25 protein-coding genes are annotated in these 24,023 nt (G+C 64.5%); 12 read left to right on the forward strand and 13 right to left on the reverse strand.

Annotated features, from left to right (window positions below; genetic code table 11):
• The first annotated feature begins 190 nt into the window (after positions 1–190).
• From aroF to KBC96_08510, 5 genes are all read left to right on the forward strand, one after another.
• Entirely contained in the window at positions 191–1,213 is a 1,023-nt protein-coding gene (aroF, locus tag KBC96_08490; GenBank protein MBP6964429.1) for a 3-deoxy-7-phosphoheptulonate synthase, read from the forward strand.
• A 40-nt stretch (positions 1,214–1,253) separates the two neighbouring features.
• Positions 1,254–2,684, forward strand: coding sequence for a cobalamin-dependent protein (locus KBC96_08495; protein ID MBP6964430.1), 1,431 nt, complete (start codon positions 1,254–1,256; stop codon positions 2,682–2,684).
• Positions 2,685–3,014: 330 nt separating this feature from the next.
• Positions 3,015–3,422, forward strand: a complete 408-nt coding sequence (locus KBC96_08500) for a carboxypeptidase regulatory-like domain-containing protein (GenBank protein MBP6964431.1) — start codon at positions 3,015–3,017, stop codon at positions 3,420–3,422.
• A 33-nt stretch (positions 3,423–3,455) separates the two neighbouring features.
• Entirely contained in the window at positions 3,456–4,091 is a 636-nt protein-coding gene (locus KBC96_08505; protein ID MBP6964432.1) for a carboxypeptidase regulatory-like domain-containing protein, read from the forward strand.
• A 25-nt stretch (positions 4,092–4,116) separates the two neighbouring features.
• Entirely contained in the window at positions 4,117–6,291 is a 2,175-nt protein-coding gene (locus KBC96_08510) for a hypothetical protein (protein ID MBP6964433.1), read from the forward strand.
• Positions 6,292–6,474: 183 nt separating this feature from the next.
• Here the strand turns inward: KBC96_08510 and KBC96_08515 are convergent, their stop codons facing one another.
• On the reverse strand, positions 6,475–7,893 hold the full coding sequence (locus KBC96_08515) for a Gfo/Idh/MocA family oxidoreductase (GenBank protein MBP6964434.1): 1,419 nt from the start codon (positions 7,891–7,893) through the stop codon (positions 6,475–6,477).
• Between the two features lie 252 nt (positions 7,894–8,145).
• Between KBC96_08515 and KBC96_08520 the strand changes: the two genes are divergently transcribed.
• The 6 genes from KBC96_08520 to KBC96_08545 all read left to right on the forward strand — a co-directional run bounded on the left by KBC96_08520 (position 8,146) and on the right by KBC96_08545 (position 14,562).
• Entirely contained in the window at positions 8,146–9,099 is a 954-nt protein-coding gene (locus tag KBC96_08520; GenBank protein MBP6964435.1) for a hypothetical protein, read from the forward strand.
• 139 nt (positions 9,100–9,238) lie between these two features.
• Positions 9,239–10,081, forward strand: coding sequence for a c-type cytochrome biogenesis protein CcsB (gene ccsB / locus KBC96_08525; GenBank protein ID MBP6964436.1), 843 nt, complete (start codon positions 9,239–9,241; stop codon positions 10,079–10,081).
• Between the two features lie 159 nt (positions 10,082–10,240).
• The gene (locus KBC96_08530; GenBank protein MBP6964437.1) at positions 10,241–10,864 is read left to right on the forward strand and encodes a bifunctional precorrin-2 dehydrogenase/sirohydrochlorin ferrochelatase; all 624 of its coding nucleotides are present in this window, start codon (positions 10,241–10,243) and stop codon (positions 10,862–10,864) included.
• The gene (locus tag KBC96_08535; protein MBP6964438.1) at positions 10,855–12,234 is read left to right on the forward strand and encodes a glutamyl-tRNA reductase; all 1,380 of its coding nucleotides are present in this window, start codon (positions 10,855–10,857) and stop codon (positions 12,232–12,234) included. The genes KBC96_08530 and KBC96_08535 overlap by 10 nt, the downstream gene beginning before the upstream one ends.
• A complete protein-coding gene (gene ccsB, locus KBC96_08540; GenBank protein ID MBP6964439.1) occupies positions 12,227–13,057 on the forward strand; it encodes a c-type cytochrome biogenesis protein CcsB in 831 nt (276 codons plus the stop codon). The genes KBC96_08535 and ccsB (KBC96_08540) overlap by 8 nt, the downstream gene beginning before the upstream one ends.
• 98 nt (positions 13,058–13,155) lie before the next feature.
• On the forward strand, positions 13,156–14,562 hold the full coding sequence (locus KBC96_08545; protein MBP6964440.1) for an HNH endonuclease: 1,407 nt from the start codon (positions 13,156–13,158) through the stop codon (positions 14,560–14,562).
• 625 nt (positions 14,563–15,187) lie between these two features.
• Here the strand turns inward: KBC96_08545 and KBC96_08550 are convergent.
• The 12 genes from KBC96_08550 to KBC96_08605 form a co-directional block, all read right to left on the reverse strand.
• On the reverse strand, positions 15,188–16,057 hold the full coding sequence (locus tag KBC96_08550; GenBank protein ID MBP6964441.1) for a hypothetical protein: 870 nt from the start codon (positions 16,055–16,057) through the stop codon (positions 15,188–15,190).
• A 207-nt stretch (positions 16,058–16,264) separates the two neighbouring features.
• Positions 16,265–16,612 (reverse strand): hypothetical protein, encoded by a 348-nt coding sequence (locus tag KBC96_08555; protein ID MBP6964442.1) that lies wholly within the window; start codon positions 16,610–16,612, stop codon positions 16,265–16,267.
• 19 nt (positions 16,613–16,631) lie between these two features.
• A complete protein-coding gene (locus KBC96_08560) occupies positions 16,632–17,039 on the reverse strand; it encodes a M15 family metallopeptidase (GenBank protein MBP6964443.1) in 408 nt (135 codons plus the stop codon).
• 54 nt (positions 17,040–17,093) lie between these two features.
• Positions 17,094–17,426: a hypothetical protein gene (locus tag KBC96_08565; protein MBP6964444.1), complete on the reverse strand. Its 333-nt coding sequence runs from the start codon at positions 17,424–17,426 to the stop codon at positions 17,094–17,096.
• 171 nt (positions 17,427–17,597) lie between these two features.
• Positions 17,598–17,840: a hypothetical protein gene (locus tag KBC96_08570; protein ID MBP6964445.1), complete on the reverse strand. Its 243-nt coding sequence runs from the start codon at positions 17,838–17,840 to the stop codon at positions 17,598–17,600.
• 11 nt (positions 17,841–17,851) lie between these two features.
• Complete coding sequence (locus KBC96_08575) at positions 17,852–18,157, reverse strand: hypothetical protein (protein MBP6964446.1); 306 nt, start codon at positions 18,155–18,157, stop codon at positions 17,852–17,854.
• 2 nt (positions 18,158–18,159) lie between these two features.
• Positions 18,160–18,594 carry a hypothetical protein gene (locus KBC96_08580; protein ID MBP6964447.1) on the reverse strand — a complete coding sequence of 145 codons (435 nt, stop codon included), beginning with the start codon at positions 18,592–18,594 and terminating at the stop codon, positions 18,160–18,162.
• A gap of 260 nt (positions 18,595–18,854) precedes the next feature.
• Positions 18,855–19,202 carry a hypothetical protein gene (locus KBC96_08585; protein ID MBP6964448.1) on the reverse strand — a complete coding sequence of 116 codons (348 nt, stop codon included), beginning with the start codon at positions 19,200–19,202 and terminating at the stop codon, positions 18,855–18,857.
• Positions 19,203–19,368: 166 nt separating this feature from the next.
• Complete coding sequence (locus KBC96_08590; protein ID MBP6964449.1) at positions 19,369–20,274, reverse strand: Mu-like prophage major head subunit gpT family protein; 906 nt, start codon at positions 20,272–20,274, stop codon at positions 19,369–19,371.
• 168 nt (positions 20,275–20,442) lie between these two features.
• Complete coding sequence (locus KBC96_08595) at positions 20,443–20,865, reverse strand: hypothetical protein (GenBank protein MBP6964450.1); 423 nt, start codon at positions 20,863–20,865, stop codon at positions 20,443–20,445.
• Positions 20,866–20,919: 54 nt separating this feature from the next.
• On the reverse strand, positions 20,920–21,783 hold the full coding sequence (locus KBC96_08600) for a hypothetical protein (GenBank protein ID MBP6964451.1): 864 nt from the start codon (positions 21,781–21,783) through the stop codon (positions 20,920–20,922).
• A gap of 174 nt (positions 21,784–21,957) precedes the next feature.
• Positions 21,958–23,337: a DUF935 family protein gene (locus KBC96_08605; GenBank protein MBP6964452.1), complete on the reverse strand. Its 1,380-nt coding sequence runs from the start codon at positions 23,335–23,337 to the stop codon at positions 21,958–21,960.
• A 244-nt stretch (positions 23,338–23,581) separates the two neighbouring features.
• Between KBC96_08605 and KBC96_08610 the strand changes: the two genes are divergently transcribed.
• Positions 23,582–23,839, forward strand: a complete 258-nt coding sequence (locus tag KBC96_08610) for a hypothetical protein (protein MBP6964453.1) — start codon at positions 23,582–23,584, stop codon at positions 23,837–23,839.
• Positions 23,840–24,023: the final 184 nt, after the last annotated feature.

Here is a 24,023-nt window from a genome sequence, read left to right on the forward strand (position 1 = left end):
TCCGCAGTCCCGGAGGCCGATGTCTCGCCCCTACAGCAAGGTAGGGTTACGCGCGGGCCGGCGGAGTTCCTCCGCGTCGGTCACGCACCTCCTCTTTCGGGCTGGAGTTGTACTCCGGCACGAACAGCGTTGAACCCGGAACCCTCCCGATCTGCTATAATGGCGCAACGCTTTGTGAGGGGAACACGCCATGATCATCATCATGCGAACCGAGGCGACGCCGGAACAGGTCCGTGAGATCGAGAGCGAGATCCAACGGATCGGGTGCAAGCCGTTCATCAACCCTGGCGTCGAGCGGAAGGTCATCGCCGTGCTGGGCGCGATAGACGCGCGGAAGGGCGACCTGGTCGAGCATTTCAGCGCGTTCCCCGGCGTCGGGCGCGTCGAACTGATATCGCACCTCTGGAAGCTCGCCTCGCGCGAATACCATCCCGCCGACTCCGTGATCGAGGTCGCCGGGGTGAAGGTCGGCGGGAACGAGGTCGTCGTCGCCGCGGGGCCGTGCAGCATCGAGACCGAGGAACAGACGCTCGAGATCGCGCGGGCGGTCAAGGCCGCGGGCGCGAAGTTCCTCCGCGGGGGCGCGTTCAAGCCTCGGACCTCGCCGTACGCGTTCCAGGGCCTCGGCGAGGAGGGCCTGCGGTATATGGCGAAGGCGCGCGAGGAGACCGGCCTCCCGGTCGTGACAGAGGTCATGGACACGCACGAGGTGGACCTCGTCGCACGGTACGCCGACTGCCTGCAGATCGGCACGCGGAACATGCAGAACTACTCGCTGCTCAAGCTGGTCGGCACGCTCGAGAAGCCGATCCTGCTCAAGAGGGGGCTCGGCGCGAAGCTCAAGGACCTCCTCATGTCCGCCGAGTACATCATGTCCGAGGGCAACCCGAACGTCATCCTCTGCGAGCGGGGCATCACGACCTTCGAGGACTCCTGCCGGAACACGACCGACATCAACGCGATCCCGGTGCTCAAGCACTGGACGCATCTCCCGGTGATCCTCGATCCGAGCCACGCGACCGGCGACTGGCATTACGTCGGCCCGATCGCGAAGGCGGCGGTGGCGGGCGGCGCGGACGGACTGATCATCGAGGTGCACCCCGACCCGATCCACGCGATGAGCGACGGGCCGCAGAGCCTCACGCCAGACAGGTTCGCCGCGCTGATGGAGCAGATCGGGCGCGTGGCATCGGCGGTAGGTCGCGCGGTCTGACGGATCGGACGAGTCAGACTGGTCCGACGGGAGGTGTCTGGTGTCCAGGGTATCTCTCATCAACCCGAACCGGATGAAGCCGGCGGTCGCGCCGATCGCGCTCGACTACATCGCCGATGCGCTCGATGCCGCCGGGCATGAGGTCTCGATCCTCGACCTCTGCTTCTCCCCGGACTGGGGCGCGGATGTGGACTCCTTTTTCGCGGGCTACCAGCCGGATCTCATCGGCCTCACGATCCGCAACACCGACGACTGCTACTTCGCCAGCCGCGACTTCTTCGTGCCCTACTACAAGGAGGTCGTCGAGCGCATCAGGTCCCGGACCGACGCCCCGGTCGTGCTCGGAGGAGCGGGGCTCTCGGTAGCCCCCGAGGCAGTGCTGGAGTTCACCGGCGCGGATTATGCGATCCGGGGCGATGGGGAGAAGGCCCTGTCCGACCTGTCCGACATGTCTGACCTTTCCGAGGTTCCCGGGCTGGTCTTCCGAGAGGGCGGCGCCGTCCGGAGCAATCCCCCGCAGTGGACGAGTTTGGCCGACCTCCCGGCGCACAGCAGGAAGTGGCTCGACAACGAGCGCTACTTCCGCGAGGGCGGTCAGGCCGGGATCGAGACCAGGCGCGGGTGCGACCGGAAGTGCATCTTCTGCGCCGACCCCGCCGGGAAGGGACGCGCGTGCCGAGTCCGACCGCCGTCGCACGTCACCGCCGAGATCGGGGCGCTGCTCGAGCAGGGCATTGACGTCTACCACCTCTGCGACTGCGAGTTCAACATCCCGATCGCCCATGCGGAGGACGTCTGCCGGGAGATCATCCGGTCGGGCCTCGGCGACCTGATCCGCTGGTACACATACGCGAGCCCGAAGCCGTTCACCGACGAACTCGCCGACCTGATGGTGCGCGCCGGGTGCCGGGGGATAGATTTCGGCGTGGATTCCGGCGACGACAGGGTCCTGCGCTCGCTCGGGCGCGACTTCACCTCGGAGGACGTGCGCCGGACGGCCGAGATATGCCATCGGCACGGGATCACCTTCATGTACGACCTGCTCATCGGCGGCCCGGCGGAGACCCCCGAATCGGTCAGGCGCACGATCGAGCTCATGAAGCGCATCGAGCCGGACCGGGTCGGCGTCTCGATCGGCGTGAGGGTCTACAACGGCACCGCGCTCGGGGAGATGGTCCGGCGTGATGGTGTCACACCGTCGAACCCGACGCTCCACGGCATCATCGAGGGCAACGAGAGCTTCCTCGCGCCGATCTACTACCTCTCGCCTGCGGTCGGGATGCAGGTCTTCGGCCTGGTGGATGACCTCGTTGGGGGCGACTCACGCTTCCTCCACGCCTCGCCCGCCGAACTCGAGGGCAACTACAACTACAACGACAACACCGTGCTCGTGGACGCGATCCGGTCGGGCTTCCGAGGGGCCTTCTGGGACATCCTCCGCCGCGCACAGGCGGGGGAGCGGGCTTCCTGATCTCTCCACGTCACCCTGAACTCTATTCAGGGTCCACCCGGATGGATGCTGAACCAAGTTCAGCATGACGGCGTCGTTCAGCATGACGGCGCAGCCACCGCGGTGCAGATTGCTGCACCGTCCAGTCCTGAGTGCGCTCTCCGGAGCGTGCATCGAAGGACGGCCTCCCGCAGCAAGAACGCCCTTCGATACATCCGCCGGAGCGGACACTCAGGGCTGTCGGTCCCAGTTCGAGAAGTGCACTCAGGGCTGGTCGGGCCTGCCTGACACCCGGACGTGTAACGAACAGCGACTTCTCTCCGTCTAATCGGAAAACCTCGGGGGCGCACAGTGAAAACAAGACATCTTCTTCTCTCCGCACTGGTCCTGGCGATCGGTGTGTCCATCTTCTACGCCGGCGCGCGGTACGGCGGGCGACGAACATCGCCGCAGGCGCCGAAGACGGCCGACGTGAGTGTTCCCAAGAGCATCGAGCAGCCTCCGAAGCCTGAGCCTCCACCGGTCAAGCCCGTCGCCAAAGCGGCCGGACCCGTCAAGCCATCTCCCACTAAGGCCGTCAGCAAGGTGATCGCGAGCGACAAGGAATACGCCCGCGGGAATGTGACCGACCCCGAGGGCAGGCCGCTCATGGGCGCGGAGATCACGATCGGCGGGGCGTGGGTGACTCACGCGGTCACCGGCTCCGACGGCAAGTTCCGCATCGAGGTCCCGCAGCTCGAGTGGAAGCCCGGCGGGTGAGGCCCCAAGGGATGCGCGGCCGGTTCGGTCGTGATGCACGTCGAGCACGCGGAGAAGAAGCTCGGCTTCGTCCGGGAGATAGACCGCTACGAGCTTATCGGCAAGGGGATCACGGTCAAGGCCGTTCCCGCCCACTCGCCGAAGGTCACCGTCATGGACGTCTGGTGCAAGCCGATCGAAGGCGCGGGGATATGGCTTCGGGAGTTCTACGGCTTGGGCTGGGATGACATACGATGCGGCAAGACCGACGCGAGCGGCGAGTACGTCGTCCCGGCGGTCTACGTAGGCGGCAAGTACCAGTTCCGGGCGGTCCTTCCGGGATTCTACGGCTACGGTTCCGGCGGCCCGTCCGTCGGCAGTGGGAACTGGATAGACAACGTGGAGGTCATCCTTGACACCGCTAACAATGAGCGCAAGGGGAAGGTCGTGGATGACAAGGGCAAGCCTGTCGCGGGCTTCCGGGTATACACCGACTTCGGGCCGGAAGCGGTCACGGATGCGAAGGGAGAGTTCGCGCTGGCCTCGATGCCGAAGGGCCTGGTCATCATCCAGGCGCGGAAGGGCGACCTCTACGGCAGCAACTACGTCAAGGCGCGCGTGCTGGACCCCGACAAGAATCCCATCAGGGTCAGCAAGCTCCCTCCCGGCTTCGACCCGGAGAAGTGGTGAAATGACAGGGAAAGGAAGACTCGCAATGAAGCTCATCAAGGCATCTCTGGTTCTCGGCATGATCTGCGCGGCCTGGTTGCTGCTCGTGGGACAGCATCCCTCATCGGCCTCATCGTTCATCTCCACCGGCGACGGCGGCTGGGAGTGGGTCAAGCCTACGCCCGGCGGCCAGTGGTGGCGGGGGGTTTTCTTCCTCGACGACAGCACCGGCTGGGTCGTCGGCAGCGACTGCACGATCCTCAAGACGACCGACGGCGGGCAGCACTGGGCGCCGCAGGGGGTCAGAGAGCATAAGGTCCTGAACGACGTGTATTTCACCGACAAGGATCACGGCTGGGCTGTCGGCGCTGGACTGCTCAGCCTCGACTGCACGGGAATCATCTTCAAGACGAGCGACGGCGGCGCGACGTGGCGCAAGGTAGTGGATGGCGGCATAGACAACCTCAACGCCGTCCACTTCGTCAGCAGCGATATCGGTTGGGCGGTCGGTGGATACCCCGGCAGCGAGGGCGCCATCCTGAAGACCACCGACGGCGGCGCGACGTGGCAGAAGCAGGACTGCGAAGTGCCCGTGAAGGCCGGAAGCCTTAGAGCCTTCAACGACGTGTTCTTCGTTGACGCGAACACCGGCTGGGTCGTAGAGAACGACAGAAGCATCTACAAGACGACCGACGGCGGGAAGACGTGGCGGGTCTCGCGGCTGGAGGGCGAGGGCGGATTCCGGAAGGTCCAGTTCCTCGATGCTAACAAGGGCTGGATACTTGGCTCGCGGGCTGCGGTCTACGCCACGGCCGACGGCGGCAGGACCTGGACAACCCGCGAGACGGGCAGGGACAATGCGCCCATGGATTTCCGTTTCACCGATGCTCTGCACGGATGTCTCGTCGGACTCACCGGCCAACCTCGGTACACCACCGACGGCGGCAAGACCTGGTCGGCCTCGAAGCCTTTCGACCCGCGCTGGTGGTTCGAGGCCGTCAGCTTTCCCGACGCGAAGAACGGCTGGGCGGTCGGCCGCGGGGTAATCTACCGCTCGCCGGACGGCGGGGCGTCATGGCAGCCTCAGTCCTGGGGCCAGGGCGACCTTGCGATGGGTGTATATCCCCTCGATCCGCTGAGAGTATGGACCGTCGGCTCGAACAACGGGCGCGACGACCTCGCGCCGGTCATCATGAACACCGCGGACGGAGGCGCGACCTGGAGCTGCCGGACCGCGGGCGTGAAGGCGCAGCTTAACAAGGTCTGCTTCCTGGACGAACAGACCGCGTGGGCGGTCGGTTGGAGCGGGGCGATCGTCGTCACGCGTGACGGAGGCTCGACCTGGCAGGCGCAGCACTCCGGCGTCAAGGTCAGTCTCTTCAACCTGAGCTTCGTTGACGCCGATACGGGATGGGCCGTGGGTGACGAGGGCACCGTCGTCAGGACCACGGACGGCGGGAGCACATGGAAGAGGCTGAACCTTGGGACGATGGACGTCCTGCACGGGATATTCTTCCTCGACCGGAACACCGGCTGGGTCTGCGGCCTCAACGGGCGGATCATGAAGACGACGGACGGCGGCGAGACGTGGAAGCGTCAGCCTTCGGGTACCGCGAACTTCCTTGGCGCAATCTGTTTCGTCTCCCCGACCACCGGCTGGATCTCCGGGGTCAAGGGCACCATGCTCAGGACCACGGACGGCGGGAATACGTGGATCCAGCAGGACTCGGGCAGCGACGACCAGATCGTGGCGCTGTCCGTGAGAAACGCGGACACCGCGTGGGCGGCCGGGGGTGACCGCACCATCCAGCACACGAACGACGGAGGGGACACGTGGACCGACATGGACACCGGGTCCTGGAACGGGCTCTGGGATGTCGCCTTCCTCGATGCCGACAACGGCTGGGCGGTCGGCGGGCAGACGATCATCCGCACTTCCACGGCGGGCCTCCCGGGCGCGGTCTGGGCGAGGAAGCAGGAGGACGGGAAACCGGCGAACTTCGGGCATCTGGTGGTGACGAAGAAGTCGGAGGGATACCTCCTCGCCGAGCACCCGGACTCGCGCGTCGGCATCCACATCAAGACCTCGGATGCCAAGCCCAACGTCGGCGACTACATCTACGTCCATGGCAAGGTGGCCTCCGAGAACGGCGAGAAGATCATCGCCGCCGACTCGATAGACATCCAGTGCGCGGGATGGGGCATCCTGCCGGAAAGATGAGGGATGTTGGCTGTCAGGCGTCGGGGAACAATCCCCGTCAGCCCTGAGTGATCCTGGTGAATGACAGGATTGTATCGAAGGGCGGCCTCGTCGCACAACAGCTGGCAGTTCCCGGCCGTCCTTCGATACACGCGCCGGAGCGCGCACTCAGGACTGACGGTTCTGGACCTCGGAAGAAGGCTGTCACGCCTTGTCCGGGATGACGAACGGCGGCCTCGGCGCGCGTGCGAGCAGCGCGTTCGCCTGATCGTCGCCGATGAACCTCTCCGCCGCCGGGTCGAACTTCAGCTCCCGGCCCAGACGGTACGACGAACGCTCCACCTCGATGCCGTTGGCCTTCAGGTGCTCGCCCATCCTCCGGAACGACTCGTTGCCGAACTCGTTCGCCTGGAACGGATCGGGAATGCCCGCGAACGTCACCCTCGTGCCGAGCCGCTGGGAGATGTTCGCCAGGTGGCAGAGCGCCGAGGAGTAGTGCGCGGTCTCGATGTTCCAGTCGAAGAGCGCCTTGTCCCGGCTTCGCATCACGCTTATGAACTCCGGGAAGCTCGCGCTCCTGCTGGTCTTGTCCGGCTCGATCTTCACGACCGGCTCCGGCTCTTTCCCGCCGTTCGGATAGAACTTGTCGCCCGCGACCACGCCTTCTTCGAAGTGGAAGGTGTTGCCCACGCCCTGCCCGTAGTACCCGCCGGTCTCGAGCCCTCGGACCTCGAAGATGAGTTGAGTGTCGCCGTAGTCGAACACCGCGACCTGCGTGTTGGCCGTCTGCCCCTGGTCCACGTAGCCGAACCTCCCGCCGACGCTCACGACTCCGCGCGGGAGAGTCGCGTCGGGGATCGCGTGGAGCGCGGCGTGCATCTCGTGCGCGCCCTGGTTGCCGATGTCGCCGCACCCGTACTCCCAGAACCAGTGCCAGTTGTAGTGGACGAGGTTCTCGTGGTAGCCCTTCTTCGCCGCGGGGCCGCACCAGAGGTCGAAATCGAGCTCGGCCGGCGGCTGCTTGACGTCTCGGAACTCGATGCTCTTGCGCCGCTTGTAGCAGAGCCCGCGCGAGACCAGCAGCTTGCCGTACGTGCCCCTTCGCGCGAGCGCCGCGATCAGGTCGCCCTTGGTCCCCTTGTCCGTGCCGTACTGGACCACCCGGTCGTGCTTGCGGGCGATCTCGACGGCGACGCGCCCCTCGTGCACGGTCTGGCTGAGCGGCTTCTCGACGTAGACGTCCTTGCCCGCCTGGCAGGCCCATATCGTCTGGATGCAGTGCTGGTGGTTGCACGAAGCGATCGAGACCGCGTCGAGGTCCTTGTCGTCGAGCGCCCTGCGGATATCCTGCACGCAGGTCGGCGCCCGCTTGCCCGCGTCGGTTATCTTCTTGCTCCTGCGGTCGAACAGCCGGCTGTCGGGGTCCACGAGGTATGCTATCTCGACGCCCTCCAGCCCGAGGAGACTGTTGATGTGAGACTCGCCCCTGCCGTTGATGCCGACCACCGCCACGCGGATGGTGTCGTTCGCGCCCAGCACGGGGCTGAACCGACTGCTGATGACGAATGACGCGGTGGCTCCCGCCGTCATCCCCAGGAACTGCCTGCGAGTGAGACCTTTCATGACTGCCTCCAAGTGATTCCGCGCGCTGATGGGCAGGCCCGAAGGCCTGCCGCTCCTCACGATCACATTCTCCATCGCCGGCAAAACCCCTCTTTGCGGGGAGCGGCCGGCCGGGGCGGCGCCGGTCGGTAACAACGGGGCGGCGCGCATCGTATCAACAAGATGAGGCCCGCGCGCTCGCGGCTTGCACAAAAAGCCCGCGATATATGCTATAATCGGGCCGCAACACCGTCCCGCCAAGGAGTAACTTTCATGCGCAGAAAAGCGTTTGCCGTCTGGCCGATTGCCGCCGCGATCCTCGCGGTGTTCGGGCTGACCGCGCTCGCCCAGGATGCCTGGGACGTCCACAAGGCATCCTACAAGGGCAGTATGCTCTGCAAGATGTGCCACCAGACCCTCGAGGAGAAGGGCAAGGCCTTCGTTCCGGGCTTCGACAAGACCGCTCACCCGAAGGCGATGCAGAAGGCGTCCGTCGAGGGCGCGATCGTCGGCGATTTCACGACCAATCCGGTGTTCAAGAAGGAACAGGTCGCCTGGGTCCTCGGCAAGGGCACCAACAAGCAGGCCTATCTCGACGCGAACTTCCAGGTGCTCCCCGCCATGTGGTACGTCAAGGAGAAGAAGTGGAAGCCCGCTCAGGCCGCCGACGGGGCCGCGCAGTGCATCGCCTGCCACACCACCGGCTTCGACCCGGCCACCAAGAAGTTCCTCGCGGAGGGAGTCGGCTGCGAGATGTGCCACGGCCCGGGCAGCGACCACGTGGGCGGAAACCAGAAGGCGATCGTCAACCCGAAGAACCTCGACCCCGTGAAGAAGGGGATGATCTGCGGCCAGTGCCACTCCGCCGGCAAGGACCCGACCGGCAAGCTGCCTCACCCCGTCGGCTTCAGGCCCGGCGACGACCTGACGAAGACCTTCGTGGACGCCAAGCCGACCGCGCCCGGAGCGAACCAGCAGTACTCCGAGCACCTTCAGAGCGAGCACGCCAAGGTCGGGACGAACTGCACGACCTGTCACGACCCGCACAAGTCGGTCGAAGGGCTCAAGGCGCAGATACGCAAGCCCGTGAACGACCTCTGCCTGGAGTGCCACGCGGGCACGATAAAGGATATGAAGACTCACGCCCCGACCGCGGCGGCCGACGCGACCTGCGCGACTTGCCACATGCACGGCGGGGTGCACACGTTCAAGAAAGCGACTCAGTAGCCTTGCAGTGCGCGGTCGCGTGGTGCCGACGGACTCGTCAAGCTGAACTCGATTCAGCATCTGCGACGGGATGGACCCTGAATCAAGTTCAGGGTGACGACTGCGATGCCGCGCCGCCGCGCTTCATACGGAGAAAAGCATGACGGTCGAGCTGGGCTCAACGCTGTTTCAGATCGCATTCTGGATCTACGCCGCCGCGGCGGTTCTGTATGCCGCTTACCTCTTCAGCAAGCGTGAGGCGGCCGGCAGGGCGGGGCTGATCGTCCTGCTGATCGGTTTCGCGTTCCACACCGGCTCGCTGGTCGTGAGGACCGTAGCAGCCGAGCGTCCCCCGTTCCTGAACATGTACGAGTATATGCTCTCTTTCGCGTGGGGCGGGGTGCTCGTCTACCTCGGGCTCGAGTTCCTGACCAGGACGCGCGTCTACGGGTCGTTCGCCGTGCCGCTCGTAGCCTGCATTTCCCTGCTCGCGGTGCGCCTGCCGACGGAGGTGAACCCGACGATGCCCGCCCTCCGGAGCGCGTGGAGGGTGCCGCACATCGCGACCGCCGTCCTCGCCTATTCCGCGTTCGCCATCGCGGCGGGCCTCGCGCTGATGTATCTCATACGCGAGCGGAAGACTCGGTCGGATTCCTTCTGGGCGAGCAGGCTTCCCGCGCCGGACACGCTCGATCGGACGGCCTACCGCCTGGTCAGCTTCGGATTCCTGATGCAGACCCTCCTCCTCATCACCGGCGCGCTCTGGGCGCAGAAGGCGTGGGGGACCTATTGGGGGTGGGACCCGAAGGAGACCTGGGCGCTGATCACCTGGCTGATCTACGCGTCGTACCTGCACATGCGCTTCTCGAAGGGATGGAAGGGCCGCACGTCCGCGATCGTTTTGGTCGTCGGCTTCGGGGCGGTGATCTTCACCCTGTTCGGGGTCAACCTGCTTGACAAGCTGGGCCTGCTCGGCCCGAGCCTGCACACATACACGAACTGAGTGCGCTCTCACCAACGGACCCGTCATCCTGAACTTGATTCAGGATCCATGGATGCCGAATCGAGTTCGGCATGACGCTCCTTGGAGCGTCGTCCTTCGATACACGCGCCGGAGCGCGCACTCAGGACTGGCGGGCTCGCTTCCGGTCACCGACAACCCATGCCCTACTACCCGATCAACCTGAATCTGAGCGGACGCACCTGCGCGGTCATCGGCGGAGGCGCCGTCGCGGAGCGGAAGACCGAGTCGCTCCTCGAATACGGCGCGTCGGTCCGCGTCGTCTCGCCCGACCTCACCCCCAGGCTGGCCGGCCTGAAGTCCGAGGGACGCATCGAGCACGTCGAGTCCGAGTACCGCCCGGAGCACCTCGACGGCGCGTTCCTCGTCATCGGCGCGACCGACGACCGCGAGGTCAACCGGCGCATATCCGAAGACGCCCGGGCGAGGGGCATCCCCGTCAACATCGTGGACGACCCGGAACTCTGCACCTTCTTCGTGCCCGCATCCGTCCGGCGCGGCGACCTCGTCATCAGCGTCTCGACGTCCGGCAGCAGCCCCTCACTCGCCCGCACCATCCGCGAGGAACTGGAGGCGCGTTACGGCCCGGAGTACGGCCGCCTCGCCGACCTGCTCGGGTCGCTCCGGGACGAGGTCAAGGAGAGGTACGCTTCCATGGAGGAGCGCGCCGCCGCGTACGAGCGCATCCTCCGATCCGAGGCCCTGAGACTCCTCGCCGAAGAGTCGTTCGACGAAGCCCTGGAGGCCGCGCGAGAGTGCATCTAGTCGTCATCGGCCTGAACCACACCACCGCCCCGGTGGAGATTCGCGAGAAGCTGGCCGTCCCCGAGGCCGAGTGCGGAGCCTTCGCTTCGAGAGTCGCCCGGTGCGAAGGAGTCCGAGAGGCCGTCGCCCTATCCACCTGCAACCGCACCGAGATATACGCCTGGACGACGTCTGAGAGAGCCCCCTCCCCCTGCCCCCTCCCTCAAGGGGAGGGGGTGAGGGACGGTTTTCCCCCTCCCCTTGAGGGAGGGGGCAGGGGGAGGGGGTACCTGGCCGACGATGACATCCTCGACGCCATCTCCGATTTCTGCGGCGTTCCTTCGTCGTCATTCGAGCCTTACCTCTACTCCCGCGCGGGCCACAAGGCGATCGAGCACCTCTTCCGAGTCTCCTCCGGGCTCGATTCCATGGTCATCGGCGAGGCGCAGGTCCTCGGCCAGGTGAGAAACGCCTACGCTGCCGCCGCCGCCGCGGGGGCGACCGGCCCGGTGCTGAACCCTCTCTTCCAGCAGGCCGCCGCAGTCGGGAAGCGCGCGCGGACCGAGACCGACATCGGGCGCGGGGCGTTCTCGGTCGGCTACACGGCCGTCCAGCTCGCGCGCTCGATCTTCGACCCGCTGAACGGCCGCACGGTGCTGATCGTCGGCGCGGGCAAGATGGGCGAGCTTGCCGCCACCCACCTCTCGTCCGCCGGAGTGACCTCAGTGCTGGTGGCGAACAGGACTCACTCGAGGGCCGAGGACCTCGCGGCGCGGTTCGAGGGGCAGGCGGTCGCCTTCGACGAACTCCCGGAGGCGCTCCGCAGGTCGGACATCGTGATCACCTCGACGGGCGCGGAGGAGCCGATCGTCACGCGGGCGATGGTCTCGTCCGCGATGCAGGCCCGGCGCGGGCGGCCGATGTTCCTGATAGACGTCGCCGTCCCGCGAGACGTGGAGGCAGGGGCAGGGGACCTCGACAACGTCTTCCTGTACGACATTGACGACCTCCAGGCAGTCGTCGAGCGGCACGCTGGCGAGCGCAGGGCCGAGATTTCGAAAGTGGATAGGATCATCGAGGAGGAGGTGGGGAAGGCCATGGAATGGTTCCGCACTCTGGACGCGGTGCCGGTGATCGCGGCGATGAGGGACAAGTTCGAGGAGATCAGGAAGTCCGAGGTCGAGAGGCTGCGCGCGAGGCTGCCGAAGCTCTCCGACGACGAGATCGAGGCCGTCCACCAGACGACGCGCTCGATCGTGAACAGGATCTGCCACGAGCCGATGATCCGCATCAAGGAGTACGCGGCGGAAGACGACCCGTCGGGCCGCCTGGAGACGATCTGCGAGGTCTTCGGCATCTGCCCGCCCGAGGACGGAGGCCCCGATGCATAGCCCGACGCTCTACGCGGCCTCGCTGTTCGTCTTCGGGGCCACGGCGGTCCTGCACCTCTGGAGCCTTGCGCTCAGGCCCGGGCGCATCGGGCGGGCGGCGGCGTGGTCGGGGATAGGCGGGCTGATCCTGCTCGCGCTCGCGATGGCCGTCCGGGGCGTCGAGCACCAGCGCCTGCCGTTCGCCACGATGCTCGAATCGCTCGCCTTCGTCGCGTGGGCGCTCACCGCGATCTACCTCGCGACGAGGCGCGGCCCCGAGGTCAACGCGCTCGGGGCGTTCGCCTCCCTCGCGGCATTCGTCGCGCTCGGCGTCTACGTCTTCCTGATGCCTCAGGCGGAGGGCAACGCGCATCTCCGGGAAGCGCTCGGCAACCGGTGGAGCGCCGTGCACATCGTCAGCAGTCTGGCGGCCTACGCGAGCTTCGTGCTGGCCTTCGGGGCGGCTCTGGGATACATGCTGCAGGAGCGGCTGCTGAAGGCCAAGCGGATCACCGGCCTCCAGCGCCACCTGCCCTCGCTCGACTCGCTGGACGTCCTGGCGTACCGGATGGTCGCGCTCGGCTTCCCCCTGCTCACGCTGGGCATCATCACCGGCGCGATATGGGCGCAGACGGCGCAGGGAGCGTACTGGAGCTGGGACCCGAAGGAGACGTGGTCGCTGGTTACCTGGCTGGTCTACGCGGCCTACCTGCACGTGCGGATAGTCCAGGGCTGGCGCGGCAAGTGGTCGAACCGCCTGCTGGTGATCGGGTTCGCCGCGGTCCTGATCACCTACTTCGGCGTAACATACTTCATGACCGGCTACCACAGCCACGGAGTGTGAGGGCGCGTCGGGACGGGCAAGGCCGTCATGCTGAACTGGGTCCCAGGTGCTAAGCTATGTCCAACATAGCGAAGGGTTTCAAAAGGAAGTGATAGCTGTTGGATACAGCCGCCGAGAGATGGCATTCCGAGTTCAATCCCTCGAAGTTCCTGAGTCGCGTAAATCTGGCGCAGCTTGTCGAACGTAACGAGGCCTACAAAGAAAGTGCCATCAGCAATGCAAATAGCCCCTGCATGCTGTGTAGGAGGACGTACACCCACGGCATTCTGCTAAGTGACAAGTCGTTCCTATGCCAGCCCTGCTTTTCAGAGGTGGCACTGATCTCATACCCAGAGAGATATGAGGCGCTCCGCCGCCAGTTCATTATGGCAACTGAGGCGCGACGGCTCGCCTGGGAAGGATTTCGCGAAAGGTTTGAATTCCAATCGGAAGACAGCGCGCTCGTAGTCTGTGGCTGGGCATCGCTGCTTCTTGTTCTTGCCAACCCTGCGTTCTTGGTATTGACTGCCATACTATTGACTGTCGGCTATTCAAAGAGCTTCATGAACAAGAAGAAGACTAATGAGTGGCTAAACCGGAGAGCACAATGGGAGCAGAGTAACCCCGTGCCGACCGAGCCAACGCTGAAACACTTCCATGATCCAACGGCCGAACTGACGGACAGAGATCGACAGATACTCAAGGTCTTTGACCACTGGCCTGGCTATCCGCCATTCTGGGAATACCTTCGCTCTGTTGTTATCAGCAGAGACTCCAATCGCTGCCAAGTAACGGGGTGCCCGTCTCGGCTCGAATTGCACGTTCACCATGTACGCCCTGTCGCAGAAGGCGGAACTCATTCCCCGGACAACCTCGTCTCGCTGTGCATCTTCCATCACGCGTTGGAGCCGGAGAAGGGCCACGAGAGGATATGGGGTAGTATCAAGACAGGGTATTTCACTCTTGTTTGTACCCACGAGAGAAGTAACCGAGCAAGCAATGGAACTCATCATGTCCGGGCACATCTCCGCCGGCTGCAACTCGTCACGTTGGACGAACTGCAAGAACTGACGAGGATATACGGCTATCGCTGTCCTAGCTGTGGGGAAGGCAAGATAAAGTTCCTCCTATATCGCCGCAAGAACCTTATCAGAATCGAGTGCCCCACATGCCAGAAAGCAACGGAAGGCCCCCAACAACTCACAGAGGAAACCGGCCCACATCTGGCGGAAGTGTTGCGGGTTACCAGAAACAAGGGCAGATGGCAGGCAAGATGGGATATGCTCGCTGAGAGGAGAAGTGCAACGTGGGGCACATGGAGTAGTTTTGCCATGTCTGCGACGCCGAAGCGGCATAAGGGAAGAGTCCAGACGACGAAGTTCGCCCCTACCTGTCCCGAATGCGGCTCACCTATGAGGGTTGTTAGGCCGCGCCTCAATGACAAATGGAAAGCATTCTGGGGCTGCACGCAGTATTCGGTTACGGGATGCAGGGGAACTGCAAGATACATTCCGCCAGAGAGCTGATCCTGAGTTCCACCGGCCTCCGCTGTGGGTTCGTTCGACGCCGGCAACGGCCTCTGCTCTTTTACAGACAGACCCTCAGTTGAGTCCAAGGCGACGGCGCGGGCAGCTCTCCGCTGTCCCCCTTATCAAGGGGGACCGGCCTCCGGGCCGAGGGGGTTCTTGGGGAGGGTTCAAGGTTCAATGTTGGGGTTCGGCACTTCCGGCTCCAGCTTCACCCCTCGCCACGCGCCCTTCGATACACTCTCCGCTTCGCTCCGAGCACTCAGGGCTCACGGAGTGGTTGACCGGCGATCAGTTGACGGAACAGAACCGCAAGTCCTGAGTGCGCGCTCCGGCGCGTGTATCGAAGGACGGCCGCCCCGCTGCTATCAGTAGACTGCATCCCGAAAAGAAAAAGCCCGGTCGAATGCTCGACCGGGCTTATAATGTGCGCCGGTAGCCAACCGGCAAGATTGCCACGAAAGGAAAGAAGAAAATTCGTGTAATCACCCGGTAGATGTACTTGCAAGAATCGTGCCATTCACCGCATTTCTAGCGAATTTCTTCCGGACTTTTTTCCATCGAGCCCTTGTCGCGCCCGGCCTGGATTATCACCAGATGATAATTTCGAGCGTGACAGGGCTCCTCACTTCGGCGGCATCACGTTCACCGAGAAGTTCATGTGCGCCCGAACCGCCACCTTGCCGGAGGCGCTCGCATCCTTCACGTCGGCGTCCATCTGCATGTCCAGCGTCCCCTCGGTGCGGATGACCCGCCCCTTCTCGGCGGAGAAATAGCTGTTCATGCCGCCGACCACCAGCGCCTTCAGGTTGCCGTCGAACGGTATCTGCTGGACCCCGGGCATCTGTCCGGCCAGCGCGGCGAGCTGGGAGAACGGCACGTCAATGTCGCCGCTCAGATCCTGCTTGATGACCGCGACGCTGTACCGGCCGAGCGCCGCCTTCTCGGAGACGAGCGTCGAGCGCTGCTGGATGTTCGCGCCGAGCGGCAGGTTGACGGTGTCCGTCCAGTAGTCGCCGATGTTCAGCGCCTGCCCGGGCAGAAGGATGTACTGCGTCATGCCGAAGTTGCCGAGCGGCATCGTCGAGAGCGCGCTTCCGTTCCCGCCCGCGCTCGCGAGCGGGTTCGCCGGCCCGAACCTGGAGACTATCCCGGTGATCGGCGGAACCTTCTCCAGCGGGAGCTTCCTCGTCTCGCCGCCTATCATCATCGTCATTGACTCGACGGTGTCCGTCACCTCGGCGTTGCCGTCGGGCAGCACCCTGTTCGTCTTCTGCTTGACGAAGCCGACGACCTTGATGTGCATCGGCGGGATCTGAGGCGCGTTCGGGGCGCTTATCGCCAGCGCCACGTCCATGTCCACCACGATCTTGTGGCGGACCACCTCCCCCGGTTTGAACTTGTACTGCAGGTCAACCGCGCCCGCAGCTTCGGTCCCGGCAAGCAGGACCGCCGCGAGGCATCCTATCACGACCAGCGTTACTCTTCGGACCATGTTCTCGACCTCCCCTGGGAGCATCCGGCTCGCCGCCCGCCTCACTCACCGGGGCTGCCCGTCGTCACCCTGAACTTGATTCAGGATCCACGCCCTCTGGATGGTGAAACGAGTTCAGCATGACGCCTTTGGCCCGGCATGACGGCAAGGGCGCGCGCTCCCAGAGGTTTTATGTCACATCCCGGGCCAAATACCAATACCGGTTTTTCATCCCTCGATGTAGTAGACCAGGAACACCCCGCCGCTGCCGAAGTTCTTCGTGGCAGTGATGCCGTTCGGGCAGGCGACCGGGCAGGGGAGCGTGAACCCGCTGATGTTGCCCGACCCCGTCGTCTTCCATGCCAGCACCGTGTTCCCGTCGGCGGCGACGGTCATCTGCGCCGACTCAGTGCCGGATATCACGATCATCCCGATCAGCCGGATCGGGCCGGCGATGGTGCCCGTTTCGGTGAGCGCGGCCGCCTTCGCGTCCGCCGGTATCGTCACCAGCTCGCCCTTCGACGTAGCCGCAACCTCCTGCGCCTGTTTCGTCGTTCTGTGCGCTGCCGTAAGCATTTCATGTCTCCTCTCCGCGTCATCGCTTCTTTGCCGCCCGCATCTCCGCCAGAGTGCGCCCCTTCCGCCACTGGACGTGCGGGCGGTCGGGGAGCTTCTTCCAGCCGCCGCCCCACTCGAGGCCGCACTCCCGCGCGATCCTGCCGAAGACGTTCCAGGGCCCGTCCCAGGTGATCCGCCCGCCGGCCGCGAACGCGTAGTCGGCCGCGAGCCCATAGTTGTGCCAGGAGTAACCGCCCCTCGCGTTGGTCACGATCCGCCCGGGCGCGGTCCGCCCCTGAGCGTACAGGCGGTTCTGCTCGGCGGCGGACCGGTATCCGCAGGTCATCTTCACCCCGATGCCGGCCGCCTCCAACCGCCGCTCGAACTCGTCCAGACTCGCCCGAAACTCCGGATCGAGGCCCCTGTAAGCGCTCTCGTTCTTCATGTTCTCGCCGCCCCACCCATCACTAATCACCCATCACCCATCACTAATCACTAATCACCCACCACCGGCCCCCGCTCGCCCCTTCCGCCGCACCAGCGCGTGCTCGATCAGGAAGTTGATCGTGCTCTCCGGCAGCCGGCCGCCGAGCAGAGTCTGCAGTTCCGACTTCGCCCACGCCCGGACGTATGCCCGCTTCTGCTCACTCGTCGTGTCCTTCATCGTCTCGGCCGCCTCGATGCCCTGGACGACGACCGCGACGGCGTCCGCGTTCTCCAACAGCGCCGAGATCGGTTTCGGCACTCGGATCGCGTTCTTCCGCTTCCCGATGATGTACGAGATGATCGGCAGGATGAACGGTATCACCTGCCACAGTTCGTTCTTGCTCATTATGATTCTCCTTTCCGCAAGGCCGTCCTTCGATACGCTGTGCGTCATACTGACCGACCACACGTCATCCTGAACTCGTTTCAGGATCCATGCAGAGCGGTAGATCCTGAATCAAGTTCAGGATGACGGTCACTCATCGCTAATCACTAATCACTGGCCTCTGCTCACCAATCACTTCCCCAGCACGTGCCCGATGAACGCTCCCATCAACGCGACCGCGATCACGCCCCCCAGCCACTGGACCGCGCGTATGTTGCGCTCCAGGACGCCGATCCGCTCCGAGTGCTCGACCATACTGCCCGGGATGAAGGCGCGTATCGCGCTCAGCTCCGCCAGTATCATCTCGAGCTTCTCCTCGATGACCGCCAGCCGCGCGCCCGCATATCCGCTCCTTACAGCAGCCCTGTTTGCCATCGTCCGCCTCTCTAGGTCAGCAGGATGAACTGCGACACCACTTCATCGCGGTACCGCCGTTTCGCCACCCTGCTGACCGTGTAAGTCCTCCCGTCGCGCGTGACGGTGTTGTTCACCGCCACCTGGGTGTCCGCCGGCGCCAGGACGATCAGCGCGGGCCGGTCGAACTGGTCCTGCTCGACGTCGTCGAAGAACACGTGCATGCGGTTCTTGTCGAGCAGCATGATGATCCCCTTCGCCGCGGTCGTCCCGTTGATGAGGAACTGCTCCCCGACCCGGTCGAACACACCGTCCGCCCTCCTCTTGAGTGCGCTCATTCCTACCAACTCCTCATGCTTTCGTCCGTGAAGCAGAGCTGCACGCCCGTGGTGGTGCTCCCGATCCCGGCGTCGCCGTCGGCGGCGTATGCCTTCAGGTAGGGCCGCAACCTCTCCGCCCCCTGCGCGGCGAGCGACGCACCGTAATCCCTGCGCGCGCCGAGGGTGATTCCCCCTGCCGACAGGGTCTCCGACGCCCCGGATTCGCGGTCCATCTGCCGCAGGCACTCCCCGCTGATGATCTCCAGGATGCCGAGCTTCAGGGTCGCCTGCAGCCTGGTGTTGCCCGTGTCATTCAGGCAATCGTCCGATATCGTGTACTCGACGCTCGGCTGCATCTCGCCGATGAGCGCGTCTATGTCCGAATCGCGGCTCGTGTCCGACGTCGGGATCATGCACTTGCGCTTGACCTCCGCCCGGCTGATCGAAATCGCCATGTCATCCTCCTCTCATACTCCTGCTCATACTCGTACTCGTACTCCTACTCGTGCTCGTACTCGACAACCTCCAGTAGCGGCCGCGCCCCAGTGCCGGCCGGCCGCCCTTCGATACACTCTCCGCTTCGCTCCGAGCACTCAGGGCTCACGGAGTGGGCAGCCGGCAACCAGTAGTCAGTAACCAGTGACCGGTAACCGAAACCGCCGGTCCTGAGTGCGCGCTCCGGCGCGTGTATCGAAGGACGACCTCCACCATCGGCTCACACCGCATCCGCCACGTACAGGTAGGCCTCGGCCCCGTTCCCCGTCAGCGTGACCGCCAGGTCCGCAGGGCATCCGAGCGGCATCGGCAGCATCACCGACTGCGCCCAGCCCGAGGCAGCCCTCAGCTTCACCACCGGGTCCGAGTCGCACTCCACCGTCACGGTCGCGGCCTCCATACCGGAGACCAGCAGCACGCCCGCCAGCCTGCACGCGCCGGTCTCCACCGTCCCGGTCTCCGTGACCCTGTGGCACCGGCACTCCTCCTGAGCCGTCATCAGGCCGCCCTGAGCGGTGCAGAGCACCTCCTGAGCCTGCCTCGTGGTCTTGTTCGCCGCCGTCAACATAGCCCGACCCTCCTTCTCCGCGTGACCAGTGGCCAGTAACCAGTGACCGGTAACCAGTGATTGGTGACCGTCATCCTGAACTTGATTCAGGATCCATGGATGCCGAATCAAGTTCGGCATGACGTCCCTCCTCCGTCCTCTCCGCGTCTCTCCTCCCCGCGTCTCCCTAAGCCACCGCGCTGCCGTACGCGAGCTGCCAGAGCCCGTAGCCGACGTTGTACCGGGCGCGCACGCCGTAGACGTACTGGTCGCGCATGAACCCGTTCTCGGAGTTGCCCTCCAGCGCGGCGAACTCAACCGGCACCCTCGACTGGAAGATCACCGGCTTGATGACCCGCCTCGTGCAGAGCAGGAACCAGTCGTTCGCGTCGCTGAGATACGGGCTCACGACCAGGTCGAGCGAGTTGCGCAGCACGTTCCTGCGGTTGTCGGTCTTGTTCGCGGCCGTGTCCGGCGCGAGCCACGACTCGAGCAGTTCCATCGCGGTCCACCTGAGGTCGGGCGGAACCACCAGCGTGTCAGGCACGACGCCCATGATCCGCCCCTTGTCGTCCTTGAACTTCGACATGCTCGTGATCGCGGTCTGCAGCGAGGTGGCGGAGAGGGCGGTCGTGCCCTTGTTCGACTGCGTGCCGGAGTCGCCCTCGGCGTGATCGGTGTCGAAGAAGTACTGGCCGTCGTAGGCGAGGCTCGCGAACCCGTCCTTCAGCAGGCCGAACACCAGCTCGTCCTGATGCCGCCGCGCCTCGTCGGCGAGGCTCTGGACCCGGAGCTTGATCTGGCCGTACTGGTCGTCCTCAAGCGCCGCGCGGTCCACGGAGATCGAGGACTCCCAGGTCTTGTTGACGATCGAATAGCTGTGCTCGAGCAGGCTCGTGGGCGCTCGCTCGTCCTTGAACTCGCGCATCTTCGGCACGGAGCCGAGCCAGGCGTACTTCTCGGTGTCCTGCCCGGACGGCACGACGGTCGCGATGCGCTCCCAGTCGCCGACCGCGGACTCGTATGCGTCGAAGAAGACCGCGCGCAGCCCCGCCTCCAGCATGTTGGGAATGTCCGACTTCACGATTGGCATTTGTGTCTCCTTTCTTGAATGCAGAGAACACGGAAGCGCGGAGAAGAGCGGAGGACACGGAGAGGCCTCTCATCAGAAACCGAGGAGGGTGTCGTCTTCTGCCCCTTCCCGACTTCCCGATGGTGTTCCGCGTATTCCGTTTCCCCTCCGTGCTCTCAGCGTTCTCTCCTAACGCGCGTAACCGTCTATCCTGACGCGCACCTGGCTCGCGCTCACGATCTCCGCGATCACCCCGCACTTGACGTCGTTGGTCGTCGCGCCCGCGTCGTCGTCAACCGTCTGGTTGTCCACGATGTAGACCTCCTTGCCGACGACCGCCTGGGCCGCGTCGCCGCCGTTGTATGCGAACGTATGTTCGCCTGTCTTCTCGATGCGGATCTCCCTCGCGCCGGCCGATCCCGCGGAGTTGTCCGCCGTCTCGTAGCTGACCCCGGCGAAGAGGAAGCTCGCCGTGTCCGCGCCGTTGGTGACGTGCCCGCTCGTGTTGATGCACGCCAGCACCCCCTTCGGGATCTTGACGTTCGACATCTTCATCGCCTTCAGCTTGCCGTCACTGCGCCTGGTGTCTCTGTCTGTGGTTGTTGCTGTCATGATTCACCTCATCTTTCATCGGGTCTGACTGGTCGGACGCGTCGGACGTGCGCCCTACGCATACTTCTCCACCTGCTCCCGGCTGACCCCGAGCTTCGAGAGCACGTCCTCCTCCTCCACGCTCAACAGTATCCGCGCCGCCATGCCGGTGCTGCCGGGAGTGAGTTCCCCGAACTCGATCACCTTCGGCTGGGCCTCGATGAAGTTCAGGAACACCTCGCCCACCGTCGCCTCGCGATCCGCGAACTTCACTACCTGCTCGCCCTGCATCAGCAGGTCCCGCGCGAACGGCTCCGACGCGGGCACGATCTTCCCCTGCGACCTCAGCAGCTCCAGCCGCGCCTCAACGACCTTCGACCGGAGCGCGAACTTCAACTCCTCGATTCGCCGATCCTTCTCGTCTTCGCTCATCATCTTCACCTCCTCTCCATCCTCCGACTCATCCGCAGATGAACGCCGATGAACGCAGATGGAATCGAAATCCGGTCCGGTTTGATCCGCGTCCATTTGCGTGTATCGGCGGTTGCGTTCCGCGTCCCGAAACATCGCCGCGCCCGCCACCCTCGGGCTGAGCACCAGCGACACCTCCGCCAGCCTCAGCGGCTCCCTCAGCAGGCCGACGCTCAGCCGCCTGATCCCCCGCCGCTCCAGGAAGCTCGCCAGGTCCTGCGGGAATGCCAGGGTGGCGAACAGCTCCTTTCCCTTGCGCCAGATCCGCTTCACGGTCCCGAGCGGGTCGAGCGGGCTGTCGGCATGCTCGACCTTCACCGGGCACTCCGCGAAGCCCTCGACGATCGCGTCGAGGTCGGCCTCGGTCACCGTGATCCCCTTGTCGGGATACTCCCCCGCCTCGAAGATCCGCGCGGACTTCTCCACCGGCATCTCCTCAGGCGTACACTCGAAATCGAAGTGAATCATCGGTCTCCCTCCTCTCGGTGATGCAAATTCGAAATTCGAAGCACGAAATTCGAAACAATGCCAAATGACGGAAAGGAGCAAAACGGCGAACAGGGATGTCCTTCAGGGATTTCCCTTTCTCACTATTTGTAGTTTGTTTCGTGCTTCGTGCTTCGTGCTTCGAGTTTTCCTCTGTCACGCTGCCGGAATCCCCAGATGCTCCCTGATCCACGGCTCGTCCGGCGCGACCACCTTCCCCTCGATCAGCTTCCCGATCACCCCGCCGAGCAGGCCGAGGTCCCTCTCCTCGAGGCTGCCGAGCGCGAACCGCGGGCATTCGGCCCGGCCGAAGTTGAACTCCACCAGCCGCCGCACGAGCTGTTCCCGCATCACCGTCTCCTCCAGGTCGCGCTCTAGCCGCTCCAGGTAGAACCTCAGCACGTCCATGTGCACCCTCGCCAGCGCGAGCGACCCGACCCGCGAGCCTTCGTCGCTCGTCAGCGTCTGGCCGAGGATCGCCTTGGCGATCTGCTTGTTGTGAAACTCGATCGCCGCGACGTACCCCGCATCGCCGCTCCTCTGAGCCTCCAGCAGTTCTATCGTCACGTCCTCCGGCACCACCAGCGCGGTCTCCTGCTGGATCTTGTCGAGCACCCGGAGCAGCTCGTCCTGCTGGTCCTTCGAGACGCCCCGGCGGTACGTGCCCTTCGCGGTCGGCATCCCGAACTTCTCCAGGTAGAGGTTCCAGAACTTCAGGATCACCTCTTTGCTCCACCAGTGCTTGTACGCCGCGCGGAGGTCCGACTGCCCGTGCGGAAGCTCGTAGACCGGCATGTGCGTGTAGACGATGAACTTCTCCGCGGGGAGCAGGCGGGGCTGGAGTGCAACTCCAGCCCCAACGTCTCTATTATGTTGGGACCCTCCAAGATGTTGGGGCTTTCCACAATGTTGCGGCCCGAGTTGTACTCCAGCCCCAGAGTCTTCACAGTGTTGGGACCCTCCAAGATTCTGGGGCTCTCCACAGTGTTGGGGCCGGAGTTGTACTCCGGCCCCCGAAGCCAGATGCGTCAGCCCCCGCACGTTCAGGAACTCGTCCATCTCGAACCCGAACTCCGCCGGGTCCTTCGATTTCACGCTCGCGAGGCCGATCATCCCGCCGAACGGGCCGCCCTCGATCCGCCTGTAGTTGATCTCGCAGACCGAGAACCCCTTCGCGATCGCGTCGAGCACCTTGAAGAGCATGTCCGCTACCGAGCCCTTCATGTCGTTCAGGCAGAACTCGACGAACCGGGCGACCCGGACGTCCTCCGGAGAGTCGGATGCCGGACGGACGCTCCATCCCTTCGACAGAACCGCGAACTTCTTGGTGTTCAGGCACGAGCGCACCTGCGCGTCGTTCTGCATCTCGTCGTAGACCGCGAACCCCTTGCGGCTCACCAGGTCGTCCGGCGAGTATGCCGCCAGCCGGAACGCGCCGCTCGCAAGGCCCGACCTCGCCGCCGCGATCTCCCGCATCTCGGGCGCCTTCCGCTCGAACCTCCCGAGGATTCTCTCCCTGATCCAACCTTCCCTCATGCTCCTGCTCCTACTCGTAATCGTACTCGTAATCGTACTCGCAATCGTACTCGTACTCGCCCCTCTCCCGGCAGACGGCCGAAATTTTCTCTCTCATATATGAAGGGCGCGAAAACGGCCAAAATGAATGAACGTAGCGTGAAATTTTCGAGAAACTTTGGGGCGGGGTCCTGCCCGCAGGTCAGGATGATGTATAATGGCCTGGTTGACAGCCTGGTTCTGCAACATCCGATGGAGGAATGACATGAGCAAGCGAATAGTACTTGGAGTCCATCTTTCGAACAGGATGAAGGAGGCCGTGGAGTTTCAGTCCGTCCTGAGCAAGTGCGGCTGCAACATCCGCACGCGCGTCGGCCTTCACGACGTCGCCGACGGGGTCTGCTCGTCCGCCGGGCTGATCCTGCTCGAGATGTACGGCGACGAGGGACAGATAGCCCAGTGCGAGGCGAAGCTGAACGCCATCGAGGGCGTCGAAGTCCAGAAGATGGTCTTCGAGGAGTAGCGCGCGGCCGTCCTTCGATACACGCGCGGGAGCGCGCACTCAGGACTAGCGGGTCTTGTGCCAGTTTGACGAATGGTGGATACCGACAGCCCTGAGTGCTCGGAGCGAAGCGGAGAGTGTATCGAAGGGCGGCCTTGCCGGCACGGAGACACGGCCGCTACAGTTGCCGCCGCCCACTCCCCCC

The sequence above is a fragment of the Armatimonadota bacterium genome, from assembly GCA_017993055.1.
Lineage (GTDB): Bacteria > Armatimonadota > UBA5829 > DTJY01 > DTJY01 > JAGONM01.

Bases quoted from the DNA above. Each gene is read 5' to 3' on its own strand.
- KBC96_08560 (MBP6964443.1), bottom strand. From the start codon at position 17,039: ATGAAGAACGAGAGCGCTTACAGGGGCCTCGATCCGGAGTTTCGGGCG.
- KBC96_08575 (MBP6964446.1), bottom strand. From the start codon at position 18,157: ATGAGCGCACTCAAGAGGAGGGCGGACGGTGTGTTCGACCGGGTCGGG.
- KBC96_08520 (MBP6964435.1), top strand. From the start codon at position 8,146: ATGCGCAGAAAAGCGTTTGCCGTCTGGCCGATTGCCGCCGCGATCCTC.
- KBC96_08600 (MBP6964451.1), bottom strand. From the start codon at position 21,783: ATGATTCACTTCGATTTCGAGTGTACGCCTGAGGAGATGCCGGTGGAG.
- KBC96_08580 (MBP6964447.1), bottom strand. From the start codon at position 18,594: ATGGCGATTTCGATCAGCCGGGCGGAGGTCAAGCGCAAGTGCATGATC.
- KBC96_08595 (MBP6964450.1), bottom strand. From the start codon at position 20,865: ATGACAGCAACAACCACAGACAGAGACACCAGGCGCAGTGACGGCAAG.
- KBC96_08590 (MBP6964449.1), bottom strand. From the start codon at position 20,274: ATGCCAATCGTGAAGTCGGACATTCCCAACATGCTGGAGGCGGGGCTG.
- ccsB (MBP6964436.1), top strand. From the start codon at position 9,239: ATGACGGTCGAGCTGGGCTCAACGCTGTTTCAGATCGCATTCTGGATC.
- aroF (MBP6964429.1), top strand. From the start codon at position 191: ATGATCATCATCATGCGAACCGAGGCGACGCCGGAACAGGTCCGTGAG.
- KBC96_08610 (MBP6964453.1), top strand. From the start codon at position 23,582: ATGAGCAAGCGAATAGTACTTGGAGTCCATCTTTCGAACAGGATGAAG.
- KBC96_08585 (MBP6964448.1), bottom strand. From the start codon at position 19,202: ATGTTGACGGCGGCGAACAAGACCACGAGGCAGGCTCAGGAGGTGCTC.
- KBC96_08555 (MBP6964442.1), bottom strand. From the start codon at position 16,612: ATGCTTACGGCAGCGCACAGAACGACGAAACAGGCGCAGGAGGTTGCG.
- KBC96_08510 (MBP6964433.1), top strand. From the start codon at position 4,117: ATGAAGCTCATCAAGGCATCTCTGGTTCTCGGCATGATCTGCGCGGCC.
- KBC96_08530 (MBP6964437.1), top strand. From the start codon at position 10,241: ATGCCCTACTACCCGATCAACCTGAATCTGAGCGGACGCACCTGCGCG.
- KBC96_08570 (MBP6964445.1), bottom strand. From the start codon at position 17,840: ATGGCAAACAGGGCTGCTGTAAGGAGCGGATATGCGGGCGCGCGGCTG.
- KBC96_08550 (MBP6964441.1), bottom strand. From the start codon at position 16,057: ATGGTCCGAAGAGTAACGCTGGTCGTGATAGGATGCCTCGCGGCGGTC.
- KBC96_08605 (MBP6964452.1), bottom strand. From the start codon at position 23,337: ATGAGGGAAGGTTGGATCAGGGAGAGAATCCTCGGGAGGTTCGAGCGG.
- ccsB (MBP6964439.1), top strand. From the start codon at position 12,227: ATGCATAGCCCGACGCTCTACGCGGCCTCGCTGTTCGTCTTCGGGGCC.
- KBC96_08565 (MBP6964444.1), bottom strand. From the start codon at position 17,426: ATGAGCAAGAACGAACTGTGGCAGGTGATACCGTTCATCCTGCCGATC.
- KBC96_08515 (MBP6964434.1), bottom strand. From the start codon at position 7,893: ATGAAAGGTCTCACTCGCAGGCAGTTCCTGGGGATGACGGCGGGAGCC.
- KBC96_08505 (MBP6964432.1), top strand. From the start codon at position 3,456: ATGCACGTCGAGCACGCGGAGAAGAAGCTCGGCTTCGTCCGGGAGATA.